Annotated in this window: 22 protein-coding genes; 7 read left to right on the top strand and 15 right to left on the bottom strand. The window is 64.1% G+C overall.

Going from position 1 to position 24,560, the window contains the following annotated elements:
- Positions 1–38 precede the first annotated feature (38 nt).
- The 4 genes from ACSFDB_RS13955 to ACSFDB_RS13940 form a co-directional block, all read right to left on the bottom strand.
- Complete coding sequence (locus ACSFDB_RS13955) at positions 39–254, bottom strand: hypothetical protein (protein WP_006088503.1); 216 nt, start codon at positions 252–254, stop codon at positions 39–41.
- A 376-nt stretch (positions 255–630) separates the two neighbouring features.
- Positions 631–1,647, bottom strand: coding sequence for a Gfo/Idh/MocA family protein (locus ACSFDB_RS13950; protein WP_440771569.1), 1,017 nt, complete (start codon positions 1,645–1,647; stop codon positions 631–633).
- A 538-nt stretch (positions 1,648–2,185) separates the two neighbouring features.
- Positions 2,186–3,247 carry a zinc-dependent alcohol dehydrogenase family protein gene (locus ACSFDB_RS13945; RefSeq protein ID WP_440771568.1) on the bottom strand — a complete coding sequence of 354 codons (1,062 nt, stop codon included), beginning with the start codon at positions 3,245–3,247 and terminating at the stop codon, positions 2,186–2,188.
- A gap of 560 nt (positions 3,248–3,807) precedes the next feature.
- Complete coding sequence (locus ACSFDB_RS13940; RefSeq protein WP_440771567.1) at positions 3,808–5,385, bottom strand: class I adenylate-forming enzyme family protein; 1,578 nt, start codon at positions 5,383–5,385, stop codon at positions 3,808–3,810.
- A gap of 272 nt (positions 5,386–5,657) precedes the next feature.
- Between ACSFDB_RS13940 and ACSFDB_RS13935 the strand changes: the two genes are divergently transcribed.
- The 3 genes from ACSFDB_RS13935 to ACSFDB_RS13925 all read left to right on the top strand — a co-directional run bounded on the left by ACSFDB_RS13935 (position 5,658) and on the right by ACSFDB_RS13925 (position 8,564).
- A complete protein-coding gene (locus ACSFDB_RS13935) occupies positions 5,658–6,908 on the top strand; it encodes an acyl-CoA dehydrogenase family protein (RefSeq protein ID WP_440771566.1) in 1,251 nt (416 codons plus the stop codon).
- Between the two features lie 201 nt (positions 6,909–7,109).
- The gene (locus ACSFDB_RS13930) at positions 7,110–8,360 is read left to right on the top strand and encodes an acyl-CoA dehydrogenase family protein (RefSeq protein ID WP_440771565.1); all 1,251 of its coding nucleotides are present in this window, start codon (positions 7,110–7,112) and stop codon (positions 8,358–8,360) included.
- Between the two features lie 78 nt (positions 8,361–8,438).
- Positions 8,439–8,564, top strand: coding sequence for a hypothetical protein (locus ACSFDB_RS13925; RefSeq protein ID WP_440771564.1), 126 nt, complete (start codon positions 8,439–8,441; stop codon positions 8,562–8,564).
- A gap of 148 nt (positions 8,565–8,712) precedes the next feature.
- Here ACSFDB_RS13925 and ACSFDB_RS13920 read toward each other — a convergent pair whose 3' ends face one another.
- Both ACSFDB_RS13920 and ACSFDB_RS13915 read right to left on the bottom strand, forming a co-directional pair.
- A complete protein-coding gene (locus ACSFDB_RS13920; RefSeq protein ID WP_440771563.1) occupies positions 8,713–9,882 on the bottom strand; it encodes a thiolase family protein in 1,170 nt (389 codons plus the stop codon).
- Positions 9,883–10,016: 134 nt separating this feature from the next.
- Positions 10,017–11,015 carry an MBL fold metallo-hydrolase gene (locus tag ACSFDB_RS13915; protein ID WP_440771562.1) on the bottom strand — a complete coding sequence of 333 codons (999 nt, stop codon included), beginning with the start codon at positions 11,013–11,015 and terminating at the stop codon, positions 10,017–10,019.
- Positions 11,016–11,148: 133 nt separating this feature from the next.
- On the opposite strand from ACSFDB_RS13915, the gene ACSFDB_RS13910 reads away from it, so the two are divergent.
- Complete coding sequence (locus ACSFDB_RS13910) at positions 11,149–11,946, top strand: enoyl-CoA hydratase/isomerase family protein (protein WP_440771561.1); 798 nt, start codon at positions 11,149–11,151, stop codon at positions 11,944–11,946.
- Positions 11,947–12,465: 519 nt separating this feature from the next.
- On the opposite strand, the gene ACSFDB_RS13905 is transcribed toward ACSFDB_RS13910, so the two are convergent.
- From ACSFDB_RS13905 to ACSFDB_RS13890, 4 genes are all read right to left on the bottom strand, one after another.
- Complete coding sequence (locus tag ACSFDB_RS13905; RefSeq protein WP_440771560.1) at positions 12,466–13,203, bottom strand: 3-hydroxyacyl-CoA dehydrogenase family protein; 738 nt, start codon at positions 13,201–13,203, stop codon at positions 12,466–12,468.
- 87 nt (positions 13,204–13,290) lie between these two features.
- A complete protein-coding gene (locus ACSFDB_RS13900) occupies positions 13,291–14,580 on the bottom strand; it encodes an MFS transporter (RefSeq protein ID WP_440771559.1) in 1,290 nt (429 codons plus the stop codon).
- A gap of 174 nt (positions 14,581–14,754) precedes the next feature.
- Positions 14,755–16,341, bottom strand: coding sequence for a class I adenylate-forming enzyme family protein (locus tag ACSFDB_RS13895; protein WP_440771558.1), 1,587 nt, complete (start codon positions 16,339–16,341; stop codon positions 14,755–14,757).
- A gap of 71 nt (positions 16,342–16,412) precedes the next feature.
- A complete protein-coding gene (locus tag ACSFDB_RS13890) occupies positions 16,413–17,183 on the bottom strand; it encodes an SDR family NAD(P)-dependent oxidoreductase (protein ID WP_440771557.1) in 771 nt (256 codons plus the stop codon).
- Between the two features lie 336 nt (positions 17,184–17,519).
- Between ACSFDB_RS13890 and ACSFDB_RS13885 the strand changes: the two genes are divergently transcribed.
- Complete coding sequence (locus ACSFDB_RS13885) at positions 17,520–18,527, top strand: FAS1-like dehydratase domain-containing protein (RefSeq protein WP_440771556.1); 1,008 nt, start codon at positions 17,520–17,522, stop codon at positions 18,525–18,527.
- 22 nt (positions 18,528–18,549) lie between these two features.
- Here the strand turns inward: ACSFDB_RS13885 and ACSFDB_RS13880 are convergent, their stop codons facing one another.
- The 3 genes from ACSFDB_RS13880 to ACSFDB_RS13870 all read right to left on the bottom strand — a co-directional run bounded on the left by ACSFDB_RS13880 (position 18,550) and on the right by ACSFDB_RS13870 (position 20,395).
- Positions 18,550–18,744: a hypothetical protein gene (locus ACSFDB_RS13880; RefSeq protein ID WP_440771555.1), complete on the bottom strand. Its 195-nt coding sequence runs from the start codon at positions 18,742–18,744 to the stop codon at positions 18,550–18,552.
- A gap of 65 nt (positions 18,745–18,809) precedes the next feature.
- Complete coding sequence (locus ACSFDB_RS13875; protein ID WP_440771554.1) at positions 18,810–19,247, bottom strand: Zn-ribbon domain-containing OB-fold protein; 438 nt, start codon at positions 19,245–19,247, stop codon at positions 18,810–18,812.
- Entirely contained in the window at positions 19,247–20,395 is a 1,149-nt protein-coding gene (locus ACSFDB_RS13870; protein WP_440771553.1) for an acetyl-CoA acetyltransferase, read from the bottom strand. Before ACSFDB_RS13870 ends, ACSFDB_RS13875 begins: the two co-directional genes overlap by 1 nt.
- 205 nt (positions 20,396–20,600) lie before the next feature.
- Between ACSFDB_RS13870 and ACSFDB_RS13865 the strand changes: the two genes are divergently transcribed.
- Both ACSFDB_RS13865 and ACSFDB_RS13860 read left to right on the top strand, forming a co-directional pair.
- Positions 20,601–21,245, top strand: coding sequence for an amino acid permease (locus ACSFDB_RS13865; RefSeq protein WP_440771850.1), 645 nt, complete (start codon positions 20,601–20,603; stop codon positions 21,243–21,245).
- A gap of 88 nt (positions 21,246–21,333) precedes the next feature.
- A complete protein-coding gene (locus ACSFDB_RS13860; RefSeq protein ID WP_440771552.1) occupies positions 21,334–21,882 on the top strand; it encodes an RDD family protein in 549 nt (182 codons plus the stop codon).
- Positions 21,883–21,885: 3 nt separating this feature from the next.
- Here the strand turns inward: ACSFDB_RS13860 and ACSFDB_RS13855 are convergent, their stop codons facing one another.
- The gene (locus tag ACSFDB_RS13855; RefSeq protein ID WP_440771551.1) at positions 21,886–23,268 is read right to left on the bottom strand and encodes an ABC transporter substrate-binding protein; all 1,383 of its coding nucleotides are present in this window, start codon (positions 23,266–23,268) and stop codon (positions 21,886–21,888) included.
- A gap of 210 nt (positions 23,269–23,478) precedes the next feature.
- The gene (locus ACSFDB_RS13850; protein ID WP_440771550.1) at positions 23,479–24,555 is read right to left on the bottom strand and encodes an ABC transporter ATP-binding protein; all 1,077 of its coding nucleotides are present in this window, start codon (positions 24,553–24,555) and stop codon (positions 23,479–23,481) included.
- Positions 24,556–24,560: the final 5 nt, after the last annotated feature.

Genomic DNA, 24,560 nt, shown 5'->3' with positions numbered 1-24,560 from the left:
CTATCCGTCAAACGAGACCGCGCCAGTCCGTCGCGCCGTCAGGCGAACTTCGGTCGTTCCGTCGTGAGTTCGACGTCGCCGGTGACGGTCTCCTCGTTGTGGTCCTCGTCGTAGATGTACTGTCCGGTCGCCCCGCAGAGCGTACACTCGTAGGTTTCGGAGATCTCGTTGATCATTTCGCCGTCTTCGAAGTAGACGCGACTCTGCGTGATCTGCAGGAATTGGGCGGTCTCGCAGTTACTGCAGGTGATCATACTCGACCGAAAGCGAGGACCAGTTGTAGTTATCCGGCTTGTAACGGAAAGCCGCGACCCGCTATGCGTTTCTTACCCGGCGGTCGTCGACGGACCGACCGCCGGCGTCTGTGCCGATCGATTCCGTTCTCGAGGCGGCGTCACGTGCGAGAGTAAACGGTACATAACCGCACGACTGCGCAGGGTTGGATCGGGCTTTTCGGAAGTGGATTAGCTGCCGGTAAACGTCGTGCGATTCGAGAGTTGGCCGCGTTATTCGGACACTTCTCGCGGTGGATTCTGCACCCGATTCGGGTCGAATCAATCGCGGAGACGAGTCGCCCGAACGCCGCCGTTCGGCGACGTCGCCACCGCTGTTTTCTCCGCGATATCGACGTCAGTTCTCGAGCGATACCGACACTCGATCGCCGGTTCGCGCCGCTTCGTAGGCCGCCTCCGTGAGCGCTGTCACCCGGAGTGCGTCTCGAGCCGTCGCTGGCGGCTCCTCGCCCGTTCGGACGCTCTCGAGGAAGGCCTCGGCGCGGTTCCGTTCGGTCCGAAAGTCGATGTAGGGGTCGTACTCCCCCGCATCGGAGTCGATCTCCGTGACCGTTCGCGAGCCCCACTGGCGGCCCTCGAGGTAGACCGCTCCCTCGTCGTCCCACAGGTGGATGTGTTCGCGGACCGACGGAGCGTCGCCGTTGAACGAGAAGGTTCCGGTTGCCCCGTTCTCGAACCGAACGTCGAGGTGTGCTCGCTCGTCGATCCGTTCTGCCTCGTCGTAAAAGTCCATACTCGCGGCGACGGAGTCGGGCTCGAGACCGGTCGTCCAGAGCACCCCATCAAGGACGTGACTGCCGGTATCGTAGAGGAAGCCGCCGCCGGAGAGGTCGGGATCGAGTCGCCAGGTCCCCATCGAGTCGTCGATCCAGTCCTGCGTGATGGAGGCCGTCAGCCAGTTCGGCGAGCCGTCGAGAAACCGTTCTCTAGCGGTTCGGAACGCCGTCTGGAGGTGACGCTGGTAGCCGACCATCAGCGTCTGTTCGCCCCGTTCGGCGCGCTCGGTGAGGTCGCGGGCGTGCTCGAGGTCGGTCGCGAGCGGTTTGTCGCAGTAAACGTGGTAGTCGTGTTCGAGGGCGGCGGCGACCTGCTCGTAGTGGAGGGTGTGGGGCGTACCGACGAGTACGGCGTCAAGTGGCTCGTCCTCGAGCATCGTCGCGTAGTCGGTGTACTGTCCGTCGCTCGAGACGTCGAACGCAGTGCCAGCCTCCGCGAGCCGATCCGTATCGAGGTCACAGAGGGCTCGGACGGTTGCGTCCGGGTGGCGATGAAGCTGTCCGCCGACGGTCGTGCCGATGTATCCGAGTCCGACGATACCGATTCGAAGCGGGGAGGAGGTCTGCTCGTCGCGCATAGCCCAGCGGATGGGCTACAGTACCATCGTTTGGAGGTCGTCACAGGCAAGCATCCACAGTTCGGGCGAGTTTCGGCGATTAGACGTGGCGACCGCTCGGCCACCCGCGGTAGAAGGCAGCGCCAACCACGTCGAAGGGAGACGCTGTACGACGGTATCCGCCGCCTGTCGAGGTTTCGCCCCTGCTACCATCGCGCAAGTGGCTGCATAACAATGGGTCGGACTTGCAATGTACTGGTTGCGGGGACGCAAGACCCCGCCGGGTACACGCTCCAACAGACGACGCGCTACCCAGCCGATTGCGTGTTCGTGCCCGGATCGCTCGAACGTGGACTCGCCCCCGCTTCGAGTTAGCTCATGTCTCTCACGCCGGGGCGGGTTCCCGCCCCCGCCCGGGTTTTCGACCCTGACTCGCCGCCGAACCGCGGTTGCGGACCCTGTCAAGGCGAGTCGGGACTCGATCCGAACGCTACTCCTACGCACTATCGAGCGACGCAAAAACTGATTCGCGATCGGAAACTCTCGGCGCCGCGTCGCCTCAGAACTCTGTGACGACGGGAATGCCGACCGTCTCGTAGTCGTCCATCGAGGCCAGCGTCTCCGGCAGTTCGTCGAGACTCAGGGTTTCGCCGATGATCTTGCCCGGCTCGAGGGTCCCCTTCGCGATCAGTCGGAACAGCTCCTCGTAGCGGACCAGCGGCATGCCGAAGGAGCCGTGGAAGTCGATCTCCTGCATCGTCATGACGTCGACGGGCAGATCGATCTGGCCCTGTTCCTCGCCGGTCGTCAGGCCGACTTGAACGTGGCTGCCCCGCGTTCCGAGGCTGTTAACCGAGTTTTGGCAGGTCTCCGCGATACCGAGCGCGTCGATCGAGACGTCCGCACCGCCGCCGGTCAGCTTCTTGATCTCCTGTGGCGCGCTGTCGACGTCGGCCCCGTTGACCGTTTCGATGGCACCGAGTTCCTCGGCGCGCTCGAGTTTGGAGTCGAGTACGTCGACGGCGATCGGGTGGGCACCCAACGCCTGTGCGATGTGGATCGCCGAGAGACCGACGCCGCCACAGCCGTGGACGGCGACCCAGTCGCCCGGTCGGAGGTCCGCGCGGTCGGCCAGCGCGTGGTAGGCCGTCATGAACCGGCAGCCGAGCCCCGCCATCTCGGTGAAGTCGACTTCCTCGGGCAGTTTAACGCAGTTGAAGTCGGCTTCGCGAACCGCGAAGGCCTCCGCGAACGCGCCCTGTGAGTACTCCGAGAGACCGAGTGGCAGGACCGTTTCGCAGTTGTTCGCTCGCCCCTCGCGACAGTGTGGGCAGGTGCCGTCGCCGAGATGGAAGGGGACGGCGACTCGGTCGCCCGCCTCGAGCGTCTCGACGTCCTCACCGACTTCGGAGACGATTCCGGCGGGTTCGTGACCGAGAATCTGTCCTTCGGGGACGCCCGCTCCGATCCAGCTCCAGTCGCCCTGCCAGGCGTGCCAGTCACTGCGGCAGACGCCGCAGGCTTCGGTCTCGACGACGACCTGGTCCGGGGCCGGTTCCGGATACGACACGTCTTCGATCTCGAGCGGTTCTCCGTGCTCCTGGATTACGGCTGCTCGCATACGTTCATGGTTCTTCCTGATAGTACAAAAGTGTGTGACATGTGATTCGACGGTCGGCTGCGATAATCCGGTGCTCGAGCGTCTGAAACAGTTATAAACGCAACTTCCGTTTTTCGGATCGAGATCGTTTGCCACTCGTGATACACAAATCGCGAACGACCGATAGGAGATCCTCAGTGCGGTCCTTAGTCGTAATGCGTTGGGTTCAGTAGGTGTCTGACCGTGTACATGAAAATATCGGAGAATACTCACCCCCAATATGATTGCTATGTACTCTTTTTAACCTCATCAGTAGCAAAAGGGCTCGATTGAGCCGTCATCTGGCTCAATCGCTCGAAATTGGTTATTGGGCAGTGGGTTTGGGATTTTCGAGAGGTGTCTCGGTTTTCTTGGAGAGTATCCTGCTAAGGGCGACGGAGAAGCACATCTGGCGGAATATGTTCGACCGATCGCTTCCCGAGCTGAGTAGTCCATCATCTGACTACTACATCAAATGGTCCAATAGATGCCATTTTAGCTTGAGCAGAAGACCTGATAGATCCAGACGTCCCGAACTCCGCTCACTCGTCCGCCGCCTCTCCGTCGCGATTCTCGAGTTTGAACTTCTGAATCTTGCCGCTGGTCGTCCGCGGAAGTTCGTCGATGAATTCGACCTCCCGTGGGTGTTTGTAGGCGGCGACGCGCTCGAGGAAGTAGTCCTTGATGTCCTCCTCGGTGATGTCGACGCCGGCTTCGATATCGGGTGCGGGAACGACGAACGCCTTCGGCACCTCGTTTCGTCGGTCGTCCGGAATGCCGACGACGGCGCCCTCGGCGACAGCGTCGTGTTCCGCGAGGAGTTCCTCGAGTTCGCTGGGATAGACGTTGTAGCCGGCAGTGTTGATCATGTGCTTTTTCCGGTCGACGATCTCGTAGTAGTTCTCCGCGTCCCGGCGGGCGATATCCCCGGTCCGGAAGTAGCCGTGTTCCGTAAAGGCCCGGTCGGTCGCGTCGGGCATGTTGTGATAGCCGTCCATCACCTGCGGTCCGCGGACGACGAGTTCCCCCTCTTCGCCCGGTGGAACGTCCTCGCCGGAGCTATCGACGATCTTGCAGTCGGTCTGTCGGGTTGGCTGGCCGATCGTCCCGTGGCGCAGGCCGAACGTCGAACTCCCCTGAGTGTGTGTCGCGCCGTGGGTTTCGGTGAGTCCGTACCCCTCGGTCATCTCGACGCCGGCGACCTCCTCGAACTCCTGTTGGACTGCGACGGACATCTTCGCGCCGCCCTCGCCCGCGGACTCGAGGCAGGTCAGATCGTAGTCGCCGAACTCGTCGCTGTTGACCATGTCGACGTACATCGCGGTGACGCCGACGTAGTGGGTGATCCCCGCCTCCTCGATGAGTGCCATCGCCGCGTCGGCATCCCAGTTCGCCGCACTCCGGAGGAAGATGCTGCCGCCGCGAAGCAGGGGCTGCCACGCGGTGTGCGTAAAGCCGGTGATGTGGTACAGCGGGAGCCAGACGAGGCTGCGGACGTCCTCGTCGTCGAGTTCGCTCGGTTGGGAGAGCACCGAGAACATCTGCGCGCGGAAGTTGCGGTGGGTGAGCCGGACGCCCTTCGGCTTGCCCGTCGTCCCGGAGGTGTACGGCAGGAGCGCCAGATCGTCGTCCGCGCGCTCGACGAACGTCTCCTCGCCGCGAACGTCGGAGAACATCTCGACGCCCTCCTCCGTGCTTCCGACGCCGATCACGACGGGGTCCCAGTCGATCTCCTCAAGGGCCTCCTGTAAGTACGGTAACAGCGCTGCGTGGGTCAGGACCGCCGTCGCTTGCGTATCCTCGAGCTGATACGCCAGTTCTCGTCGTCGGTACTGCGGATTGACGGGCGAGACGGCGACGCCCGCTTTGAACGCCCCGAGCGCGCCGATCAGGTACGGCGGACAGTTCGGCAGGTACTGGAGCATCACGTCACCGGGCTCGATCCCGAGGTCGGCCAGCCCCCCGGCGAACTGCGCGCTCTCCGCGCGAAGCTCTTCGTGTGTCAGTTGCGTCCCATGGTATTCGATGGCCGTCGCCGACCCGTGGTGGCGCGCGGTTTCGTCGTGCAATCGAGCCGCATTCCCCGCTCTCGCCTCCTCGCGAACGTCTTCCAGATCCATGTTCTCACATAACACTGTGTGGTACTAAAGCGTATCCCGACCGATCGGTCTCGAGACCGACAGGCCGATCTTCGGTCCACTATCGCTGAAACCGGCCGCCTCGAGAGTTGTGGGTCGGGACTCGTCGACCACGAACTCGAGTACACGCTGCGTCTCGGTCCGTCCGAGGCTTCCGATCTACTGACTCTCATCGCGTCGAGAGACTTCGTATTGCAACGTTGTATCTGACCGCTTTGTTGTGCATTTACAATGTTGTATGTGTATCCCTCGGTATGGAGTACCACGACTCCGAGAAAGCAACGGAGGTTGCCGGGCGGGTAGAGGCGTTCATGGACGACGTCGTCATCCCGCGCGAGCGCGAGGCTCTCGCCACGGGCGAGCAGATCACGATGGACGAGATCCACGACTTCTGGGAGCAGGCGAAAGAGCGCGATCTGTTCGCGCCCCAGGTTCCCGAGGAGTACGGCGGGCAGGGACTCGACTTCAGCGACATGCTGCCGTCGTTCGAACAGGTCGGCCGCTCGCTTATCGGCGCGCTCGCCATCCGCGCGAACGCGCCCCAGGAGGGGAACATGCATACCCTGGAGATGGTCGGCTCCGAGCAACAGAAAGAGGAGATCCTCCGACCGCTCGTCCAGGGTGAGATCACGACGGGGTTCGCGATGACCGAGCCGAAACAGGGCGGCGGCTCGGACCCCAAGATGCTCCAGAGCACCGCCGTCAAAGACGGCGACGAGTGGGTCATCAACGCCCACAAGTGGTGGACCTCCGACGGACTGGACGCCGACTACTATCTGGCGATGGTGCGGACCGACCTCGACGCCCACCCCTACTCGGGGACGTCGATCATCCTCGTTCCGTCGGACGCAGACGGCGTCGAAGTCGTCCGGAATATCCCTCACGTCGGTGGGCACGGCATCACCGAACGCGAGGGCGGCCACGCCGAGGTGAAGTTTAACAATGTCCGCGTCCCCGTCGAGAACACGGTCGGCGAGGAGAACGAAGGGTTCCAGATCGCCCAGATGCGACTCGGCGGCGGCCGACTCACCCACTGCATGCGCTACTCCGGAATGGCCGAGCGCTCGCTCGAGGTTGCGAAGGCGTACCTCGCCGAGCGCGAGGCCTTCGGTACGACCTTAGAGGAGAAACAGGCGCTCCGTCATCGGATCGCTGACGCCGAGACCCGGCTGCACGCGGCCCGCTGTATGGTCCGCCACGCCGCGCGCGAACTCGACCGCAGCGACGCGCGCATCGAGGTCGCGATGTCGAAGATGTTCACCGCGAACGTCACCAACGAGACGATCGACCTCGCGCTCCAGTGTCTGGGCGGCAACGGCATCGGGAAAGACCTCCCGATCGCGCACTTCTACGAGAACGTCCGCGCGTTCCGAATCGTCGACGGGGCCGACGAGGTCCACCGCCGCTCGATCGCCCGCTGGGCGTTCGAGGACGTCGACGAAACCGAGGTCGAGAACGCGCTGCAGTTCGACGAAGACCTGCGCATCGACGCACTCGACGAGTAGGCACTCGACCGCGAGGTCCACATTCTCACGCTTCTGACGGCCATTTCGGAAGCGAACTCTGTCACGTGCTCGCTCAACGGACCGACGTTATCGTCTTCGGGCGAGTGTAGACGCGTTCGAGGAGCGATACCACCAAACGGTTTCCAACTAATGCGATCGGACACCTAAGCATTTACATTGCTGTGTTCGGTTGTGGATGATATGGAGTATCACGACTCGGAGAAAGCGAAAGAGGTTGCCGGACGTGTAGAGGCGTTCATGGACGACGTCGTCATCCCGCGCGAACGCGAGGCCCTCGCCACGGGCGAGCAGATCACGATGGACGAGATCCACGAGATGTGGGAGATGGCCAAGGAACGCGACCTGTTCGCACCCCAGGTTCCCGAGGAGTACGGCGGGCAGGGACTCGACTTCAGCGACATGCTGCCATCGTTCGAACAGGTCGGGCGCTCGCTCATCGGTGCGCTGGCGATCCGAGCCAACGCGCCCCAGGAGGGGAACATGCACACCCTGGAGATGGTCGGCACCGAAGCGCAGAAAGAGGAGTGGCTCCGACCGCTCGTCCAGGGTGAGATCACGACGGCGTTCGCGATGACCGAGCCGAAGCAGGGCGGCGGGTCGGACCCGAAGATGCTCCAGAGCACCGCCGTCAAAGACGGCGACGAGTGGGTCATCAACGCCCACAAATGGTGGACCTCCGACGGGCTGGACGCCGACTACTATCTAGCGATGGTGCGGACGGATCTCGACGCACATCCCTACTCGGGAACGTCGATCATCATGGTTCCCTCCGAGGCCGATGGCGTCGAAGTCGTCCGTAACGTCCCGCACCTCGGCGGCCACGGCATCACCGAGCGCTCGGGCGGCCACGCCGAGGTGAAGTTCGACAACGTTCGCGTCCCCGTCGAGAATACCATCGGCGAGGAGAACGAAGGGTTCCAGATCGCCCAGATGCGCCTCGGCGGCGGGCGGCTCACCCACTGCATGCGTTACTCCGGGATGGCCGAGCGTTCGCTCGAGGTTGCGAAGGCCTACCTACAAGAGCGCGAAGCGTTCGGCACGACGCTCGAGGAAAAACAGGCGCTTCGACACCGAATTGCCGACGCCGAAACGCGCCTGCACGCGGCCCGCTGTATGGTCCGCCACGCGGCACGCGAACTCGACCGTAGCGACGCGCGCATCGAGGTCGCGATGTCGAAGATGTTCGCGGCGAACGTCACCAACGAGACGATCGACCTCGCCCTGCAGTGTTGTGGTGGCAACGGTATCGGCAAGGACCTCCCGATCGCGTACTTCTACGAAGCCGTCCGCCGGTTCCGTATCGTCGACGGAGCCGACGAGGTCCACCGTCGCTCCATCGCCCGCTGGGCGTTCGAGGACGTCGACGAAGCCGAGATCGAGAACTCGCTGCAGTTCGACGAGGATCTGCGTATCGACGAACTCGACGAGTAGACTCGAGCCGCGAGCGACTTTTTCAGCAGATTACGCTGCGTTTTCGATAGCTACTCCGCTTCAACCCGGCCGAACTAGTTGCGGTGGCGCGCGCTGGCGACGTTCCCGAGCAGTGCGAGGGACGTCGGCGACGCTGCGCGAGGGATGAGCGAGCGAGAGCGCGGCGCGACGCGCCGCGGCGAGGCGAACGGCCAGCGGCCGTGAGCCCGGAGCGAGCGAGTCGGCTGGGGAGGGAGTGGCAGTTCCCTGTTGCCACGATAGCAGCGGTACGATAGACAACCGTGGACGAATCAATCTACCGTTCAACACGCCTCTGAACGTACCAAAACAGCGAAGTAGTGTTTCGAGTTGTTCAGACCCGCTCGAGGATCGTCGCGACGCCCTGCCCGAAGCCGATACACATCGTCGAGAGCGCGCGGTCCTGCCCGGTGCGCTCGAGTTCGTGCGCTAGCTTCGTCAGCAGCATCGCGCCAGTCGCCCCCAGCGGGTGGCCGTGGGCGATGGCGCCGCCGTTGACGTTCACGTTCTCCCAGGAGACGCCGGTCTCCTCGAGCCAGGCCGCGACGACCGCGGCGAACGCCTCGTTGACCTCGAAGAGGTCGATGTCCTCGAGTTCGAGGTCGGTTTTCTCGAGCACCTGCTCGGTCGCCGGAATCGGGCCGGTGAGCATCGTGACGGGATCGACGCCGACGACCTCCGTCTGGACGATTCGGGCCATCGGCTCCCAGCCGTGTTCTTCGGCGGCTTCCTCGCTGGCGACCAGTAGGGCCGAGGAGCCGTCGACGATCCCCGAGGCGTTGCCGGGATGGTGCCGGCCGTTGCCCTCCTCGCGGAAGGAAAGCGGAAGGTTCGACAGCGTCTCGAGGTCGGTCTCCGGTCGCGGGTGTTCGTCCTGCTCGACCGTGATCGGCTCGCCCTCGAGTTCCGTTTCCACGGGAACCACCTGGTCGTCGTACCGGCCGTCTTCCCAGGCCTCACCCCAGCGGCGTTGGGAGTCGACCGCGATCTCGTCGAGTTCCTCGCGGGAGAAGCCGTACTCCTCGGCGATCCGTTCGGCCCCCTCGCCCTGGTGAGTTAGCTCGTCGAAGTGCTCGAAGTAGGTGTCCGTGACGGCGCTCGTGCCGTCCACGCCGTCGGCCCCGTCGGAACCCATCGGGACGCGGGTCATGTGTTCGACGCCGCCGGCGATCAGCACGTCGTGCTGGCCGGCCATGACGTTCGCCGCCGCGAAGTTGAGCGCCTGCTGGCCGGAGCCACACATTCGGTTGAGCTGGACGCCGGGAACGACGTCGCCCCAGCCGGCGACCATCGGCGCGAGTCGTCCGATGTTGAGCCCCTGCTCGTCGATCGGCGTCACGCAGCCGTAGATCACGTCCTCGATCGTCTCGGGCTCGAAGTCGTTGCGCTCTTCGAGCGCCTCGAGTGGTTTCGCTGCCAGATCCTGCGGATGCGTGTCGCGGAACGAGCCGTCTCGCTTGCCGAAGGGCGTTCGAACCGCGTCGACGATGACTGCCTCGTGCATGATATAGATCACCTACCACGGCGAGCCTGAAAATGGTTCTGTCCGGTCGGGATCGAAACGGTTCGGTCCGGCGAGGCACGATCGACGCACTCCGTTCGGCGAGGCACGGTGGATCCACTGTCGGCCCGCTTGACTTACGCCGGCTCGTAGTATCGAACCCCGTCCTCGAGCCGTGATCGAACGTCTCCCTCTCGCTCGAGGTACTCGAGCGCGCCGACGAGTTCGGGAAGCACCCGCGCCCGTTCGCTGAAACTGTCGGTCAACTCGTCCGCGAGGTCCGTCGCGGTGGTGGTTCCATCGCGGCCCGCGAGGGCGTCGGCGCAGCCGTCGATTCGGTCCTCGAGGTCGGCGATCGACCGCTCGACGGTTTCGTGATAGCTCTCGTGAACCGGACCGTGGCCGGGATAGACGCGGTCGAAATCGCACCGTTGCAGTCGCTCGAGGGCGTCGACGAAGGCGAGAAGACAGTCGCGGACACCGTCGTCGAAGTTGACGTGAATCGCCGCCGCGCGGAACGGTTCGATAGCCATGTCGCCGGCGAAGACCACCCGCTCGTCGCCGAGCGTCGTCCCGTAACAGTGGTGGGTGACGTGATGGCCCGGCGTGTAGATTGGGTCGAACTCGCGGTCACCGACTCGGATGGGATCCTCGCCGTCGATCCAGTCGTCGACCGCCTCGAGCGCCAGGGCGGCGCGATTCGATTCGTGGGCCTCGAGCAGCCGGTCGATCGCGGACTCGATGTACGCCGGATCGACCCCTGCTTCGGCCAGGTTCCGCCTCGTCGCGGCTTCGACGGTCTCGAGATCCCGTTCGAAGCGCTCTCGGATCCGTATCGGCGCGTGAACGGTCGGATCGCCGGCCTCGAGCAGCGTTTCGATCTGCCCGACGTGGTCCGTATGCGAGTGGGTGAGTAACAGATGGTCGACGTCGTCCGGGACGTAGCCGTGGCTGTCGAGCCCGTCGATCAGCTCCGTCCGTCCCCGTTCACCGGCCATTCCGGCGTCGATCAGGATCGGCTCGTCACCGGCGAGGAGATACGCCGCCGCGTGGCCCGGCGGCCAGTCGACGGTGAACTCGAGGCGATGAACGCGTGACCGGTCGCTCGCCGCGTCCGATCGATTCGTCCGTGACACGAACACTCATACGAACGCCACCAGTGATACGCTTTGTGACCCGGCAAGCCGTACGCGGCGCCGGGGCCGTCTCCGGCATCGACCGCCGAGCCGATCCGTGTACTTATTTGGTGATCGATCGTGAGTATCCGCCATGGACGACACCCTCGATACGGTCCTGGTAGAGTTCGACGACGAAACCGGCGTCGGCACGCTCACGATGAATCGACCGGACGCGCTCAACGCGCTCAGCGGACAGCTCAGAGACGACATCGTCGCCGGCCTGCAACAACTCGAGGCCGAGAACGACGATGCCGAGGGGATCGCCCTGCGAGCCGTCGTCCTCGAGGGCGCCGGCGAGAAGGCCTTCTGTGCCGGCGCGGACATCGGCGGCTTCTCAGACGAGTCGGCGGGCGCTACGTCCGCGCCCTCGCACTACGATTTCGTCCGCGAGTTCCCGGTGCCCGTCGTCGCCAAGATCGACGGCTACTGTCTGGGCGGCGGCCTCGAGACCGCACTTGCGTGTGACTTCCGACTGGCAAGCGAGGGCAGCACGTTCGGCTTTCCGGAGGTCAACCTCGGCATCCTCCCCGGTGCCGGCGGCGTGCAGTACGTCTCGAAATTGGCCGGCCCGTCCGTCGCGAAGGAACTCGCGATGTTCGGGAACCACATCTCGGCCGAGCGCGCCGCCGAGGAGGGCATCATCAACCACGTCTACGACGAGGACGCGTTCGACGACGAAGTCGAGGCGTTCGTCACCGAACTCGCCGGGCAGGCCCCGCTCTCGATTCAGGCGATCAAGAAATCCGCGGATATGGCGGTCCACTCGGGACTCGAGGAGGGGATCGCCTACGACGGTCAGCTCTTCGCGGAGCTCCTGAAGACCGAGGACCACGCGGAAGGCGCGGCCGCGTTCGGCGAGGACCGCGAGCCCGAGTTCCAGGGTAAGTAGACGGTCGGACGGGCGATCTTCGGATCACTTCGGACGATTTACTGAGCACGTAGGCGACCAAACCACGTGCGGTGGCGCGCGCTGTCGATCGGACCCGAGCAGTGCGGGGTTCGAACGGAGTGAGAACCTCGGAAAGCGAACGGTGTGAACCGTGAGCAAAAGCGAGGGCCGAGCGACGACACCGTGCGAGGGATGAGCGAACGACTGGAAGGAGTAAGCGAATCGGTTGGGGAGGGCGTGGAAATCATCGGTGCCAGTCTGAGTAGTGTGTTCACCACTTCAGATACGTAGAGGCCAGTAACAATGGCTACTCATGCTGGCGGCTAGGAGTACCACGTCCGCCCCAGCCGATTCGCTCCTTGCAGTCGCTCATCCCTCGCGCAGCTTCGTGCCGCGGCTCGTCGGTGACGAACCACGGCACAGCGCGCGCCACCGCCGATGGATTGATCCGGTCGCGTCGTACGGCTCTCGCTCGAGTGTCTCGCCAGCCAGAAAACCACAACGGATAGTACAGCGATCTTAGTCCCACTCCTCGCCGATACCGCGCAGCGAGAACGGCCCGACAGGGAGGTTGTAGCCCTCCTCGAGCGCCGTGTCGACCTGGTCCTCCGTCGCGATCCCTTCGTCGACGATCTTCTGGGCCTCAGCGCGCATCGCCGCGTGGCACCGATTCGCGATGAAGCCGTAGGAGCCCGGATCGTCGTCGATGGTGACCCGGGTCTTGTCGAGTTCGTCGACCAGTTCCTCGGCACGCTCGACGACCGCCTCGTCGGTCTCGGGGGCTTTCACGACTTCCACCATCGACATGATCGGGACCGGGTTGAAAAAGTGCATCACGGCCACGCGCGAGGGATCCGAGACGGCGTTCGCGATCGAGGTCACCGAGAAGCCGCTCGTGTTCGAGTACAGCGGCTGGTCGTCGGTAACCGCATCCAGGTCGCGGAAGACCTGCCCCTTGATCGAGAGCTTTTCGGTAACGGCCTCGATGACGAATTCGGTACCGTCGGTGGCCTCCTCGAGATCCGTCGTGAACGTGAGTCGCTCGAGCGTCTCCGCCTTCTCGTCCTCGGAGAGGTAGCCGCCCTCGACGGCGTCGTTGAGACCGTAGTTCCCCTCGACGATGCGTTCTTCGGCCTCGACGGCCAGTTCCTCGTTGATCTCCCGGACGCGAACGTCGTAGCCGTTGCGGGCGAGTACCTGCGCGATTCCAGCACCCATGATGCCGCCTCCGACGACGGCGGCTGCTTGTTGTGCCATGTACACACACTCCACGATAGCACTGTTAACGGTTTCGACTGGTCGCCATAGGTCTATCGACGAAGACGGTCAGTCCGTCTCCGCAGATTAGTCCGCCTTCACGGCGGACGTCGTGACCTTCGGGTTCCGGAGCAACGGAACGGAGACGACCAGCAAACAGCTGAAGACGAGCGCGGCACAGAGCGCGTAGGTCCACTGGAAGCCGATCGCGTCGACGGCCGGCAGCGCGACGAGCGGGCCGAGACTCAGCCCGATATCTCCCATCACGTTGTAGACGCCGCCCATCCGACCGAGTTCGTCGCCGGGCGTGAGGTCGCCTAGGATCGCCATGAGCGCGGGTGCGGCGGCCCCCATCCCGAGTCCGATGAGGAAGATCGCCCCGAACAGGGCCTCGAGCGTGGGTACGTACGCGATAACCAGGAAGCCGATGCTCATCGCACAGAACGCAGGCAGCGTCAGCAGCGTCCGGTCGCTGACGCGGTCCGAGACCCGGCCCATGATCACCGTCGTCGCCCCGGACGTGAGCACGCCGACGGCCATAACGACGCCGCTGACGCCCGCCGCCTCGAGCAGGGAGAGCTCGAGGCCGAAATCGCTCGCGTAGCGGGCGAGCGTGGCGAGGATGACCCCGCCCCAGAGGAACTGGAGGGTGAAGTTCCCGAAGCCGATCACGAGCACCGCCGGACGGCCCCGGAGCAGGGTCGGCAGCTCCCGCAGCTTCGCGGAGTCGGTGTCGGCGCCGCCGTGGATGTCCGGGAGAACGAGCGTCGCGACGGTGCCGGCGATCAGCGCGAGGAGGCCGGCGGCGAGAAAGGCGATCTCCATGCTCGCGATGTCGGTCAGCACGCCGCCGAGGATGAGTCCGGCCGGGAAGCCGAGCGACTGTCCGCCGCGCAGGTAGCCGACCCAGCGGCCGCGATTGTCCGACGTGGTTACGTAGGTGACCGTCGCGAACGCGCCGATGAAGACGAACGCGCTGCCGATCCCCCAGAACAGCCGCGAGAGGACGAAGACGAGACCGGGAAGCGACACCTGTCCGAACACGGGGATCGTCCCGAGCACGACCTCCGGAACGTACAGCCCGAGGATGTAGCCGAAGGGAGCGAGCGCCTGCGTAAAGAGCCCGACGATCATCGGCGTTCGCGCGCCGACGCGGTCGATAATCGTTCCGGCCGGCGTGTTCATGAACAGCCGCGCGATGCGGTTGGCCGAAAGGATCACGCTGAGCATCAGCGTCGAGATGATCAGCCGCTCGTCGAGCAGCGGCAGCGTCGGAAAGGCGACCCCGGTGGCGACGCCACCGAAGAAGATCCCGGCGATGACCGCGAGAGCGATCGTCCTGATCTCGCCGGACGAGTACGTGTCGTCGTCGGTCATCTGGTTTGGTTCACCGTTTCGGTCTCGCTGTGTTCAAGGTTGCGTTCGATCGGCGTGACGACTGCCGGTTCTCGCTGCCGTCCTGTGGATCGCCGTAGTCGTCGTTGGCTGTTCTCGCTCCGGTTCCGTTCTGGGGCCGAAACGAACGGCGGGTGCGATCCCACATTCGTTGGCTCATTCGGTGTCGTACGTCTCCCGAAACTCCTCGCGAAGGATCGTCTTTCGAATCTTGCCGCTCCCGGTCTTGGGTAGTTCCTCGCGAACCTCGACGTACCGCGGGTGTTTGTACGGTGCGAGTTCGCCGAGGACGTACGCTTCGACCTCGTCTGCCTCGAGCGACTTCCCGTCCGTCGGGACGACCGCCGCGGCGACGGTCTCGCCCCGGCGCTCGTCGGGGACGCCGAAGACGGCGGCCTCGAGCACCGCCGGGTGGTCGTAGAGCGCGTTCTCGATCTCGCGGGGGTAGACGTTGTAGCCGGCCGTGAGGATCATCTCCTTCTCCCGGCCCTTGATATAGTAGTAGTTGTCCGCGTCTCGGGAGCCGATGTCGCCGCTCCGGAAGAACCCATCCTCAGTGAACACCGCCTCGTTGGCTTCGGGGTTCTCGTAGTAGCCTTTCATCACCTGCGGGCCGGCGATGAGGATCTCGCCTTCTTCCCCGACGCTGACCTCCTCGCCGCCCTCGTCGACGATCTTCGAGCGCGTGTGGCCGACGGGCTGTCCGACGCTGCCCGGCCGATTCCCGAGCGTCGACCAGCGGATGGTGTGCGTTGTCGCCGTCGTCTCGGTCAGCCCGTACCCCTCCGAGAGCGACACGCCGAACGTCTCCTCGAACTCCCGTTGGACCGGCTTCGGCAGTTTGTCACCACCCTGTCCGGCCCGTTCCAGCGCCTCGAGGTCGTACTCGTCGGGGTCGTAGGCCTCGAGCAGATCGTTAAACATGGTCGCGACGCCGACGAACGCGGGGATATCGTGGTCGTCGACGAGTTCGAGCACCCGTTCGGGATTCCACTGGTCGGGGCGCATGAGGTGCAGCGTCCGACCGGCACACAGCGAACTCATCATCTGGAGCAGGCCGGTGATATGGTACATCGGCAGGATGATCAGCCCGTCGCCTTTGATCGGACTCGCGCTGTAACTCGAGACGCTCTGGGCGATCTGCACTCGGAAGTTCCGGTGGGTGAGCAGGACGCCTTTCGGATCCCCGGTCGTCCCCGAGGTGTAGGGCTGGAGCAGCACGTCGTCGTCCGACCGTTCGACGAGGTCGCCGTCACCCTCGGACGCGGTTTCGGCCAGTTCTGGGAGGGACTCGTGGCCACCGTCAGCACTCGTACTGACGAGTTCGGCCTCGAGATCCGCGACCCCGCTCACCACGTGCTCGCTCGGTTCGCCCGCGACGACGACGGCCGCGGCGTCGGCGTGGTCGACCTGGTACTCGATTTCGCGGCGTCGGTAGGCCGGGTTCAGCGGGCTGGCGACGATCCCACCCCGACAGCACGCCCAGACGACCGCACAGAACGCGATGCCGTTCGGAACGTAGACGCAGACGCGATCGTCGGGCTCGAGTCCGAGCGCTCGGAAACCGCGCGCGTATCGTTCGACGAGATCGGCGAACGCCCGGTACGTAACGGTTTCGCCGGCGTGCTCGATCGCAATTTGGTCGGGCCGTTCGGCGACCGCTCTGCCCAGTAGTCGGGCGACGTTCCCGTCGTACGGCGACTCGAGGAGCGTCTCCGCTGGAACCAGCTCGAGGTCTTCCATGTGGCCGGTGGTTTGTCGATAACCCTGAAAAATATATGGGTATTGGTAACAGTGCCCTGAATCCGCGCCCCTCACTCGAGCCGCGGCGTGCCCTTGATCGTCATCGTCTCGCCGACGATGTACGACGAGGCCGGGCTGGCGAGGAACTGGGCGAGGTCGGCGACCTCCTCGGGGGTGCCGATCGTTCGATCGGCGGTCGTCCGGTCGATTTCGGCGGCGTCGTCCTCGACGCCCATCTGGGACTTGACGCCCTCCGTCGCGACCAGGCCGGGCGCGATGCAGTTGACCCAGACGTCGTCTTCGGCCCAATCGGCGGCGAGCGACGACGTGAAGTTGATGACCGCCGCTTTCGCGGCTCCGTAGGGGCTCATTCGCCTCGAGCCCCGCTGGCCGGCGACGCTCGCGATGTTGATGATCTTGCCGCCGCCGTTCTCGCGCATGTACGCCCCTGCGGCCTGACAGCCGTGGAACGTGCCGTGGAGGTTGATGTCGACGATTGTCTTCCAGCCGTTCTCGCTGATCTCCGCCACTGGTGCCTGAAAGCTCGCGCCCGCGTTGTTGATGAACACGTCGAGCGAGCCGAACTCCTCGACGGTGCGCTCGACCAGTTCGTGGACCGACTCGCGGTCGCGGACGTCACACTCGAGTGCCAACGCCTGCCCGTCGGCCTCGCTCTCGTTGATTCCGTCCGCGACTGGGGCGACGTTCTCGAGTTCGCGGGACGTGACGACCACGTTCGCGCCGTCGTCGGCGAACCGCTCGACCATCGCCTTCCCGAGGCCGCTCGAGGAGCCGGTGACGATCGCCGTCCGGCCCTCGAGGCTGAACTGGCTGGTCGTCATTGGGGTCCCCCATCGATCGATCGACTCGCTACCGACGGTGCTGTGACGGTTGTTGACATCGTACACATTCCGGTTCGACGATCCGTCTGATAAGTCATTCGACCGGTCAGGGCTCGGGCGGTGATCGCCGGTCATCGCGCCTGAGAGACTCGAGGGAGGGTCGGGTACCGAACGAGACGGGCGAACAACGAAATCACCCGTGAGGAATACAATTATGCGTGCCGTCGAGAAACCACCTCGGCATGGACCGAACCCGGATCGGGATCACGTCCCGAACGCGGCCGACGGATCGTCAGCGCGGATCATCGCAGCGCTCGCTCGCTCGAGGTGTCGCCCGTGCCGAATAAGCCGCTGGCCGACCTCGAGGCGATGGTCGGCGACTCGAAGGTCACCGTCGAGGAGTTCCGGATCGAACCGGGGAAAGTCGAGGAGTTCGCGCGCTCGATCACGGAGCCGAACCCGGTGTTTCGAGACCCGGATGCTGCGTCGGACCGCGGCTTCGATCGCGTTCCCGCGCCGCTGACCTACCCCCGTGTAAGTCGATTCCCGCGATACCGACCCGAGGATATCGAGATGTACGGCTTCGATCTGGGCTTCCAACCCGAGTACGTCCTCCACGGCGAACAGGCCTACGAGTACGAGCGCCCGCTGCAGGTCGGGGACGTCCTGACGGGGACGACGACGCTCGCGAAGGTCTTCCAACGCGAGGGTGGCCGCGGCGGGACGATGACGTTCGCCGTCTACGAGACCGAGTACCGAGACGAGAACGGTGATCTGGTGCTCACCGACCGCGCGACGGCCATCGAGACGTCCGGGGCCGTCGAAGCCGACGCGAACGACGGCGAGGCGTCGAACGACTCGAGCGACGCCGACGAGGCTGACGCCGTCGCGAACGGCGGACAGATTCCGGAGCCCGAATCGCTCGAGACGGTTTCGTCCGTCGGCGACGTCGACGTCGGCGATACCGGCCCCACGGTCGTCGTCGAGGACCTCGAGCGAAAGCACTTCGTCAAGTACGCGGGTGCGAGCGGGGACTTCAACCCGATCCACTACGACGAGCCCTACGCCCGCACGGCGGGCAACGAGAGCGTCTTCGGGCAAGGAATGTTCACGGCCGGCGTCGCCTCTCGAGTGGTGACCGACTGGTTCGGGCTCGAGTCGATCGACTCCTTCGGCGTCCGATTCCAGTCGCAGGTCTTCCCCGGCGACGCTATCGTCGCGACCGGCGAGATCGTCGACGGCGAGTCCGACGACGGTGTCGTCGAAGTGGATCTCGAGGCGACGAACCAACACGGCGAGACGCTGCTGACCGGGTCGGCGACGGCGACGCTCGAGGAAGACTGAGCAATACGGCTCTTTCTGGATGCTACAGCGTCTCGAGACAACGGTATGCGGTGGCGCGCGCTGGCGTCGTGCCCGAGCGAAGCGAGGGTGCGACGCCGATTCCGTGTGAGGGATGAGCGAACGACCGGCGGGAGTGAGTGAGTCGGCTGGGGAGGGCGTGGAAGTCCTCGCCGCCAGCGTGAGCAGCGTTTTCGATCTCTTTCTCTTGAAACAACATACTCGAGTCGTCACTACTCCGTTTCTCGAGACCGGCAAAAACCGATCACAACGTGCCCAACCGTCTCAGCGAGGTACAAACACGGGCAGCGCAGCCTCGTCGGAGACTTGCCAGAACGTGACCTCAAGCGCCGTCCCAATCTCCACCCTCTCTGGGGCACAGTCCACCAGCGCCAGCAGCCGCGGACCTTCCTCGAGATCGATCGCCGCGACGACGTACGGCGTCCGGTCCCCGAAACCGGGCTCGCCCGGGACGTGACACACGGTATAGCTGTAGACCGTCCCGACGCCCGAACTCGCCTCGAACGGTGGATCGACGGCTCCACAGCCCGTACAGACGGCCCGCGGGTACAACTGGGCGGCCCCACACTCCTCGCAGTGTTGGTACACCAACTCACCCTCGAGCGTCGCCGCCCAGAACTCGGTATTCGCACCGGTCGGAACCGGAACCGGCCCCTCCCAGAACTCGCGGCGATCCTCGACGACCGCCGAATCAGCTCCCATCATGCTCCCCTCCGGAGGACGACGGTGCTACTCGAGGACAACACGCCACCGGTGCCGTGGGCCACCGCAACCTCGGCTCCATCGACCTGCCGATCGCCGGTGTAATCGCCGCGCAACTGTCGCACGGCCTCGATGAGGACGAAGACGCCGAAGTGACCCGGATGGCAGTACGAGAGCCCGCCGCCCTGGGTGTTCATCGGCAACTCGCCGCCCGGTGCGGTCGTCCCGCCTTCGACGAACGATCCGCCCTCGCCTTTATCGCAAAAGCCCAGATCCTCGAGGGTCACGAGCGCCGTATAGGTAAACGAGTCGTAGAGCTGGGCCACGTCGACGTCCGCGGGCGTGATCCCGGCCTCCTCGAACGCCTTCGGTCCGGTCACCGCAGCCCCGGTCGTCGTCATATCCGGCATCTCGCTGATGTCCTGGCGGTGCGTACTCGTCGAGGCCACGCCCGCGACCGAAATCTCCGGGACGCCGATCTCGCGGGCTTTCGCTTCCGAGACCAGCACGACGGCCCCGCCGCCGTCGGAGACGAGACAGCAGTCGAGCAGGTTGAACGGCTCGGCAACCGGACGGGACTCGAGGACGTCGTCGACCGTGATTTCCTCCCGCTGGGCGGCCTTGGGGTTCATCGACGCCCACTCGCGGGTCGACACCGCGATTTCGGCGAGTTGCGCCTCCGTCGTGCCGTACTCGTGTATGTGCCGTTTCGCGGCCATCGCGTACGCGCCCGGCGGGCGAAACAGCCCCGTCGGCCGGACGAAGCCGTCGACGGGATGGGTCACCTCGAGCGAGCGATCCCGCCCCGGACCGGTCTTCCGCGTCGAGCCGTAGGCGATCACGACGACGTCCGCCCGGCCGCGGGTCATCGCGTCGCCGACGTGTCCACAAAAGTGTTCGAACGAGGAGCCGCCGATTTCGGTGCCCTCGAGCAGCGACGGCTCCTCGAGGTCGAGGTACTCCGAGAGCACGAGCGCGGGCATGTAGTCGTCGCCGCCGGCAACGGCGACGCCGTCGACGTCCGAGAGGGCAAGTCCGGCGTCCTCGAGCGCTCGAACCGTCGCAATGCCGGCGTTGTCGAGCCAGTTCCGATCGGGCGTCTCGCCGAGGTCGCTCTCGGCGACGCCAGCGACGATCGGCTCAGCCATGGCAGTGCCTCCGGACGGCGAATGCGGTCATACCCTGCGTTTTTCCGACGGTCGCTAAATAGATTGTGGTGGTTTGTCACGGTGAACGATGGCATAGACGTCATCGTCCGGATTTCGGGCGTCCTTCCCGTCAGGTGGTTCGGGCGAAACGGTCGTTGAACCGAGTCGATTCACGAGTACGCAAACTATTATGTGAAAGGGTTGAATTATCGCGGACCGTCCTATCTCCGCGGCCGTCGTCGGCGCGTTTATGTCGCTCAACACGCTCTACACGGCCTACTCCCGACAGCTGATGCGAGCCGCCCGCGACGAGGCGATTCCGCTGTTCTTCGCGAAACTCCACCCCGAGTACCAGACGCCCTACCGTGCGATCCTCCTGCTGGCCGTCCCCGCACTGATCATGGTCCCGCCGATCAGTTCGACGACGCCGGTCTTGATGGCCTCGGTGCTCGCGATGACGTCGCTGATCGGAGCGATCATCAGCTCAGTCGCGCTGTGGAACTTCCCCGAGCGATTCGAGCGCCGCTACGAGTACTCGATCTACAAGCTGCCGTTGCCCGTCCTGAAGTTCGTCGCCGTCGCGAGCGCGCTCGTGGCGACCGTCTTTCTGGCTGGCGTCTCACTGGAGCTGGGATGGGTACTCGGGATCATCCTCGGCTGGATGATCCTCGCCTACCCGGCCTACAAGTATCGCGTCCGCTCCCTCCGAGCGAAGAAGGGCGTCGACCTCGAGAAGCGGATGAAATCGTTACACGACTACGAGGAGGAACACGCCGAAGCCGGTTCGCATGCCGGTCGTGAGAACGAGTCGGACTCCGGTCGGGAAGTCGAGACCGATGCCGAAGACTGACGACCCCACCCTGCGTATCAGCTTGCGTGGACCGTCCGAAACCCACTCTCGGCCGATCAGCCGACCGCTGTCATGCGGGTGAGCGACGATGAGCGTATTGGACTGGATTCCGACGAAACGAGTGCCCGACCCCGACCCCGAGTCGGCGTCGCCAGCGCTGCTCAAGCGTCGCGCGATCGCCACCGTGATCGATCTCGTGATCTGTTACGTCCTCATCGAGACCGCGATACTGGCGGTGTTGATGGTCGTGTTCCTCGAGTACTTCCTTGCGAACACCGGTGAAGCGGTTGCACTGAGCGTCGTCGGACTCGTGCCGGTGTATCTGCTCTACACGTTTGCCTTCGAGTGGCGGTACGCTCGGACGCCGGGGAAGAAACGAATGGGAATTCTCGTCGTCGACGACGACGGAAGCCGGCTCTCTGCCCGTAGTGCGGCGATTCGAAACGTACTGCGGTACGTCGATTGGCTTCCCTTCGGCTACGTGCTCGGCTGGCTGTCCGTTCGCAGATCTCCACGCGGTCGGCGACTCGGTGATCGGCTTGCCGGAACGCTCGTCGTTCGTCCAGTTACGGAAGCACAGCCGCTGTACTCGACGGATCGAGCCGCAGAAAATGCCGACGAACAGCCCGCTGAGTAGCGATCAGTAGTCCGCCTGTTGATTGACCTGTTCCCACCGATCTTCGTACTGATCGACGCCCCACTCGTAGACATCGTCGGCGTCGTTGTCGTCGACGAGCAACCGGTTGACCATCTGGGCCTGAATGTCGAACGTCTGTACGTGAAGCGTCTCAGGACTCGAGACGACCTCGGGGCTGTCCATTTCGGGAACGAGCTCCTCCATGATGTACTCGTTCTTTGCGAGGAACGCGCCGTCGTGCATCTCGAAGACCTCGGCGCTGCGGTACTCCTCGTCTTCGATGATATCCTCGTACGGCGGAATAAAGCGCATCGGTTCGACGAGGGAGACGTCGACGTGATGGTCCGCGCCGTACATTAGCCGCTTGAAGTCGCCAGCCTCTTCGGGATTGCTCGAGCCCTCGATGATCGGCGTCCCGTTGACGAGCACCCACCCGCGCGTGATCGGATCGGCTCCGTCTCGAGTCGGGATCAACGCCTGCTCCGTCGCGAGGCCGATCGGCTCCGCGGGGGTCCCGATCGTCGGTCCACAGAGCCACGCGTTGTTCATGAAACACTGGCCGAACCGGCCGCCGATCCAGTACTCGATGGTTTCCGACCAGTTTAGACTCGACGGATCGGGCGAATACTCGGCCAGTTCCTCGAGCATCTCGAGGACGGGCATGACGTGCTCTTCGTCGAACCACAGTTCGATGTCGCCGCCGTTTTCTTGCCAGACGTCGCCGCCGGAGTTGTACAGCCAGTTCGAGAAGTCCGACCCCGCTTTCCCGTCCGGCTGACCCGGGATTCCGAACCCGCGCATCTCTTCGAAGTCGCCGCCGGCTTCGTCGATCGCTTCGGCGTTCGCGAGGAGTTCGTCCCACGTCTCGGGAACCTCGAGGTCGAGCGCCTCGTAGACGTCCGAGCGATAGTTGAAACAACCACCCACGTAAACGCCGTGCGGGATCGAGTGCGTTTCGTCGTCCCGGTCGCCGGTCATCGGCTGGAGCGTGTACTTGAACAGTGCGTCGCCCCACTCGTCTTCTAAGTCGTCGACGACGTCGTCGACCTGTCGCGTCAGCCCCTGGTTGATTAGGTCACCGATCTCGGAGGTCGTCGCGTGGTAGAACTCGGGTGCATCGCCGGACTGCATCAGCGTCGCGAGTCGTTGTTCTCCGGTTCCCTGGAAGCCGGTGTACTCGACCTCGATCGGGACGTCCGACTGCTCTTCCCACGCTGGAATGAGTACGTCATCCCAGTGGTTCTCCCAGTCATCACCGTCGAAGTCGGTCAGAACGTGTATTTCGTCGTCGTCGTCACCGCCGCCGAGACACCCCGCAAGGAGTCCGGCTGCACCGACTCCAATTCCTTGTAGTGCTCGCCGCCTGTGGATACCATTACCCGGCATGTACCATGTGTGTTGTTAACAATCATTATAAAACTATCGTTTATTTTACCGCTTCTTTGCCGAGAAGCCGTCGTTACAACCGAACGAGAAGCGTTTGGATACGGATCAGTACATCGTTTAACCGGTGTTCGTTCGGACACGGCAGCGATCACCGGTACCGAATGACGACGGACCGTATCGGCGAACCGATCGCGATCGGCAGGGCTGTGGCTACTGGATCCGGAGACCGCTTTTCGGATCGAACGCCTTCATCGCGTCCGTGTCGAACTGCAGGCCGTACTGTTGTTCTCCGCCGCGGAACCGCGGCGGCGTGACGACGGTGATCCGACCGAGCGGCGTGTCGAAGAGACTGTGGGTTTGATCGCCGAGCGTCTCGTCGAACACGTGGTCGCCGGTTACACCGTCGTTCGGATCTTCGACAACCGTAATGTCTTGCGGTCGAATCCCGATCCGCACGTTCCCGCCCGAATACTGCGCGAGTGCGTCCGTCGTCGTGATCTGGTGGACATCGTCACCGATACTGAGATCGATGGTTCCGTTCTCCCGATTGACGCCCGCGTCGAAAAACTCCATATTCGGTCGTCCGATGAACTCGCCGACGAACGAGGTCTGGGGTTCGTCGTACACCTCCTCCGGCGGCCCGACCTGCTCGAGTTCCCCGTTGTTCATGACGGCGATCTGGTCGCTCATCGTCATCGCCTCCTCCTGATCGTGCGTCACGTACATCGTCGGACAGCCGACCTTGTCGGTCACTTCCGCGAACAGCGGCCGCAGTTCGTGTTTGAGCTTCGCGTCTAAGTCGCTCATCGGCTCGTCGAACAGGAACATTGCGGGCTCTCTGACGATGGATCGGCCAAGCGCGACGCGCTGTTGCTGTCCCCCCGAAAGCGAGCTTGGATGTTTGTCCAGCTGATCGACGATCTGCAGCATTTCGGCGGATTCACGCACTCGCTCGTGGCGTTGTTCCTTGCTCATCCCCTCGAGTTTCAGGGGGTAGGCCATGTTCTCGCGGACGGTCATGTGGGGGTAGAGCGCGATATCCTGGAACAGCAGGGCGATTCCACGTTGCTGGACCGGGAGGTCGGTAACGTCGTGGTCGCCGAACATGATTTGTCCCGAGGTTGCACTCTCGAGGCCAGCGACACAGCGCAGCGTCGTCGTTTTCCCGCATCCGGATGGACCGACGAGCGTGATGAACTCGCCGTCCTCGATGGTGAGGTTGAAGTCGTCGACGGCGACGAGCGATCCGAACTTCTTCGTGAGGTTCTGAATGTTGATTTCGACCATGGGTT

The sequence above is a fragment of the Natronorubrum amylolyticum genome (assembly GCF_052040145.1).
GTDB lineage: Archaea > Halobacteriota > Halobacteria > Halobacteriales > Natrialbaceae > Natronorubrum.
The sequence above is the reverse complement of the archived record's forward strand: the minus strand, read 5'-3'. Positions and strand labels throughout refer to the sequence as shown.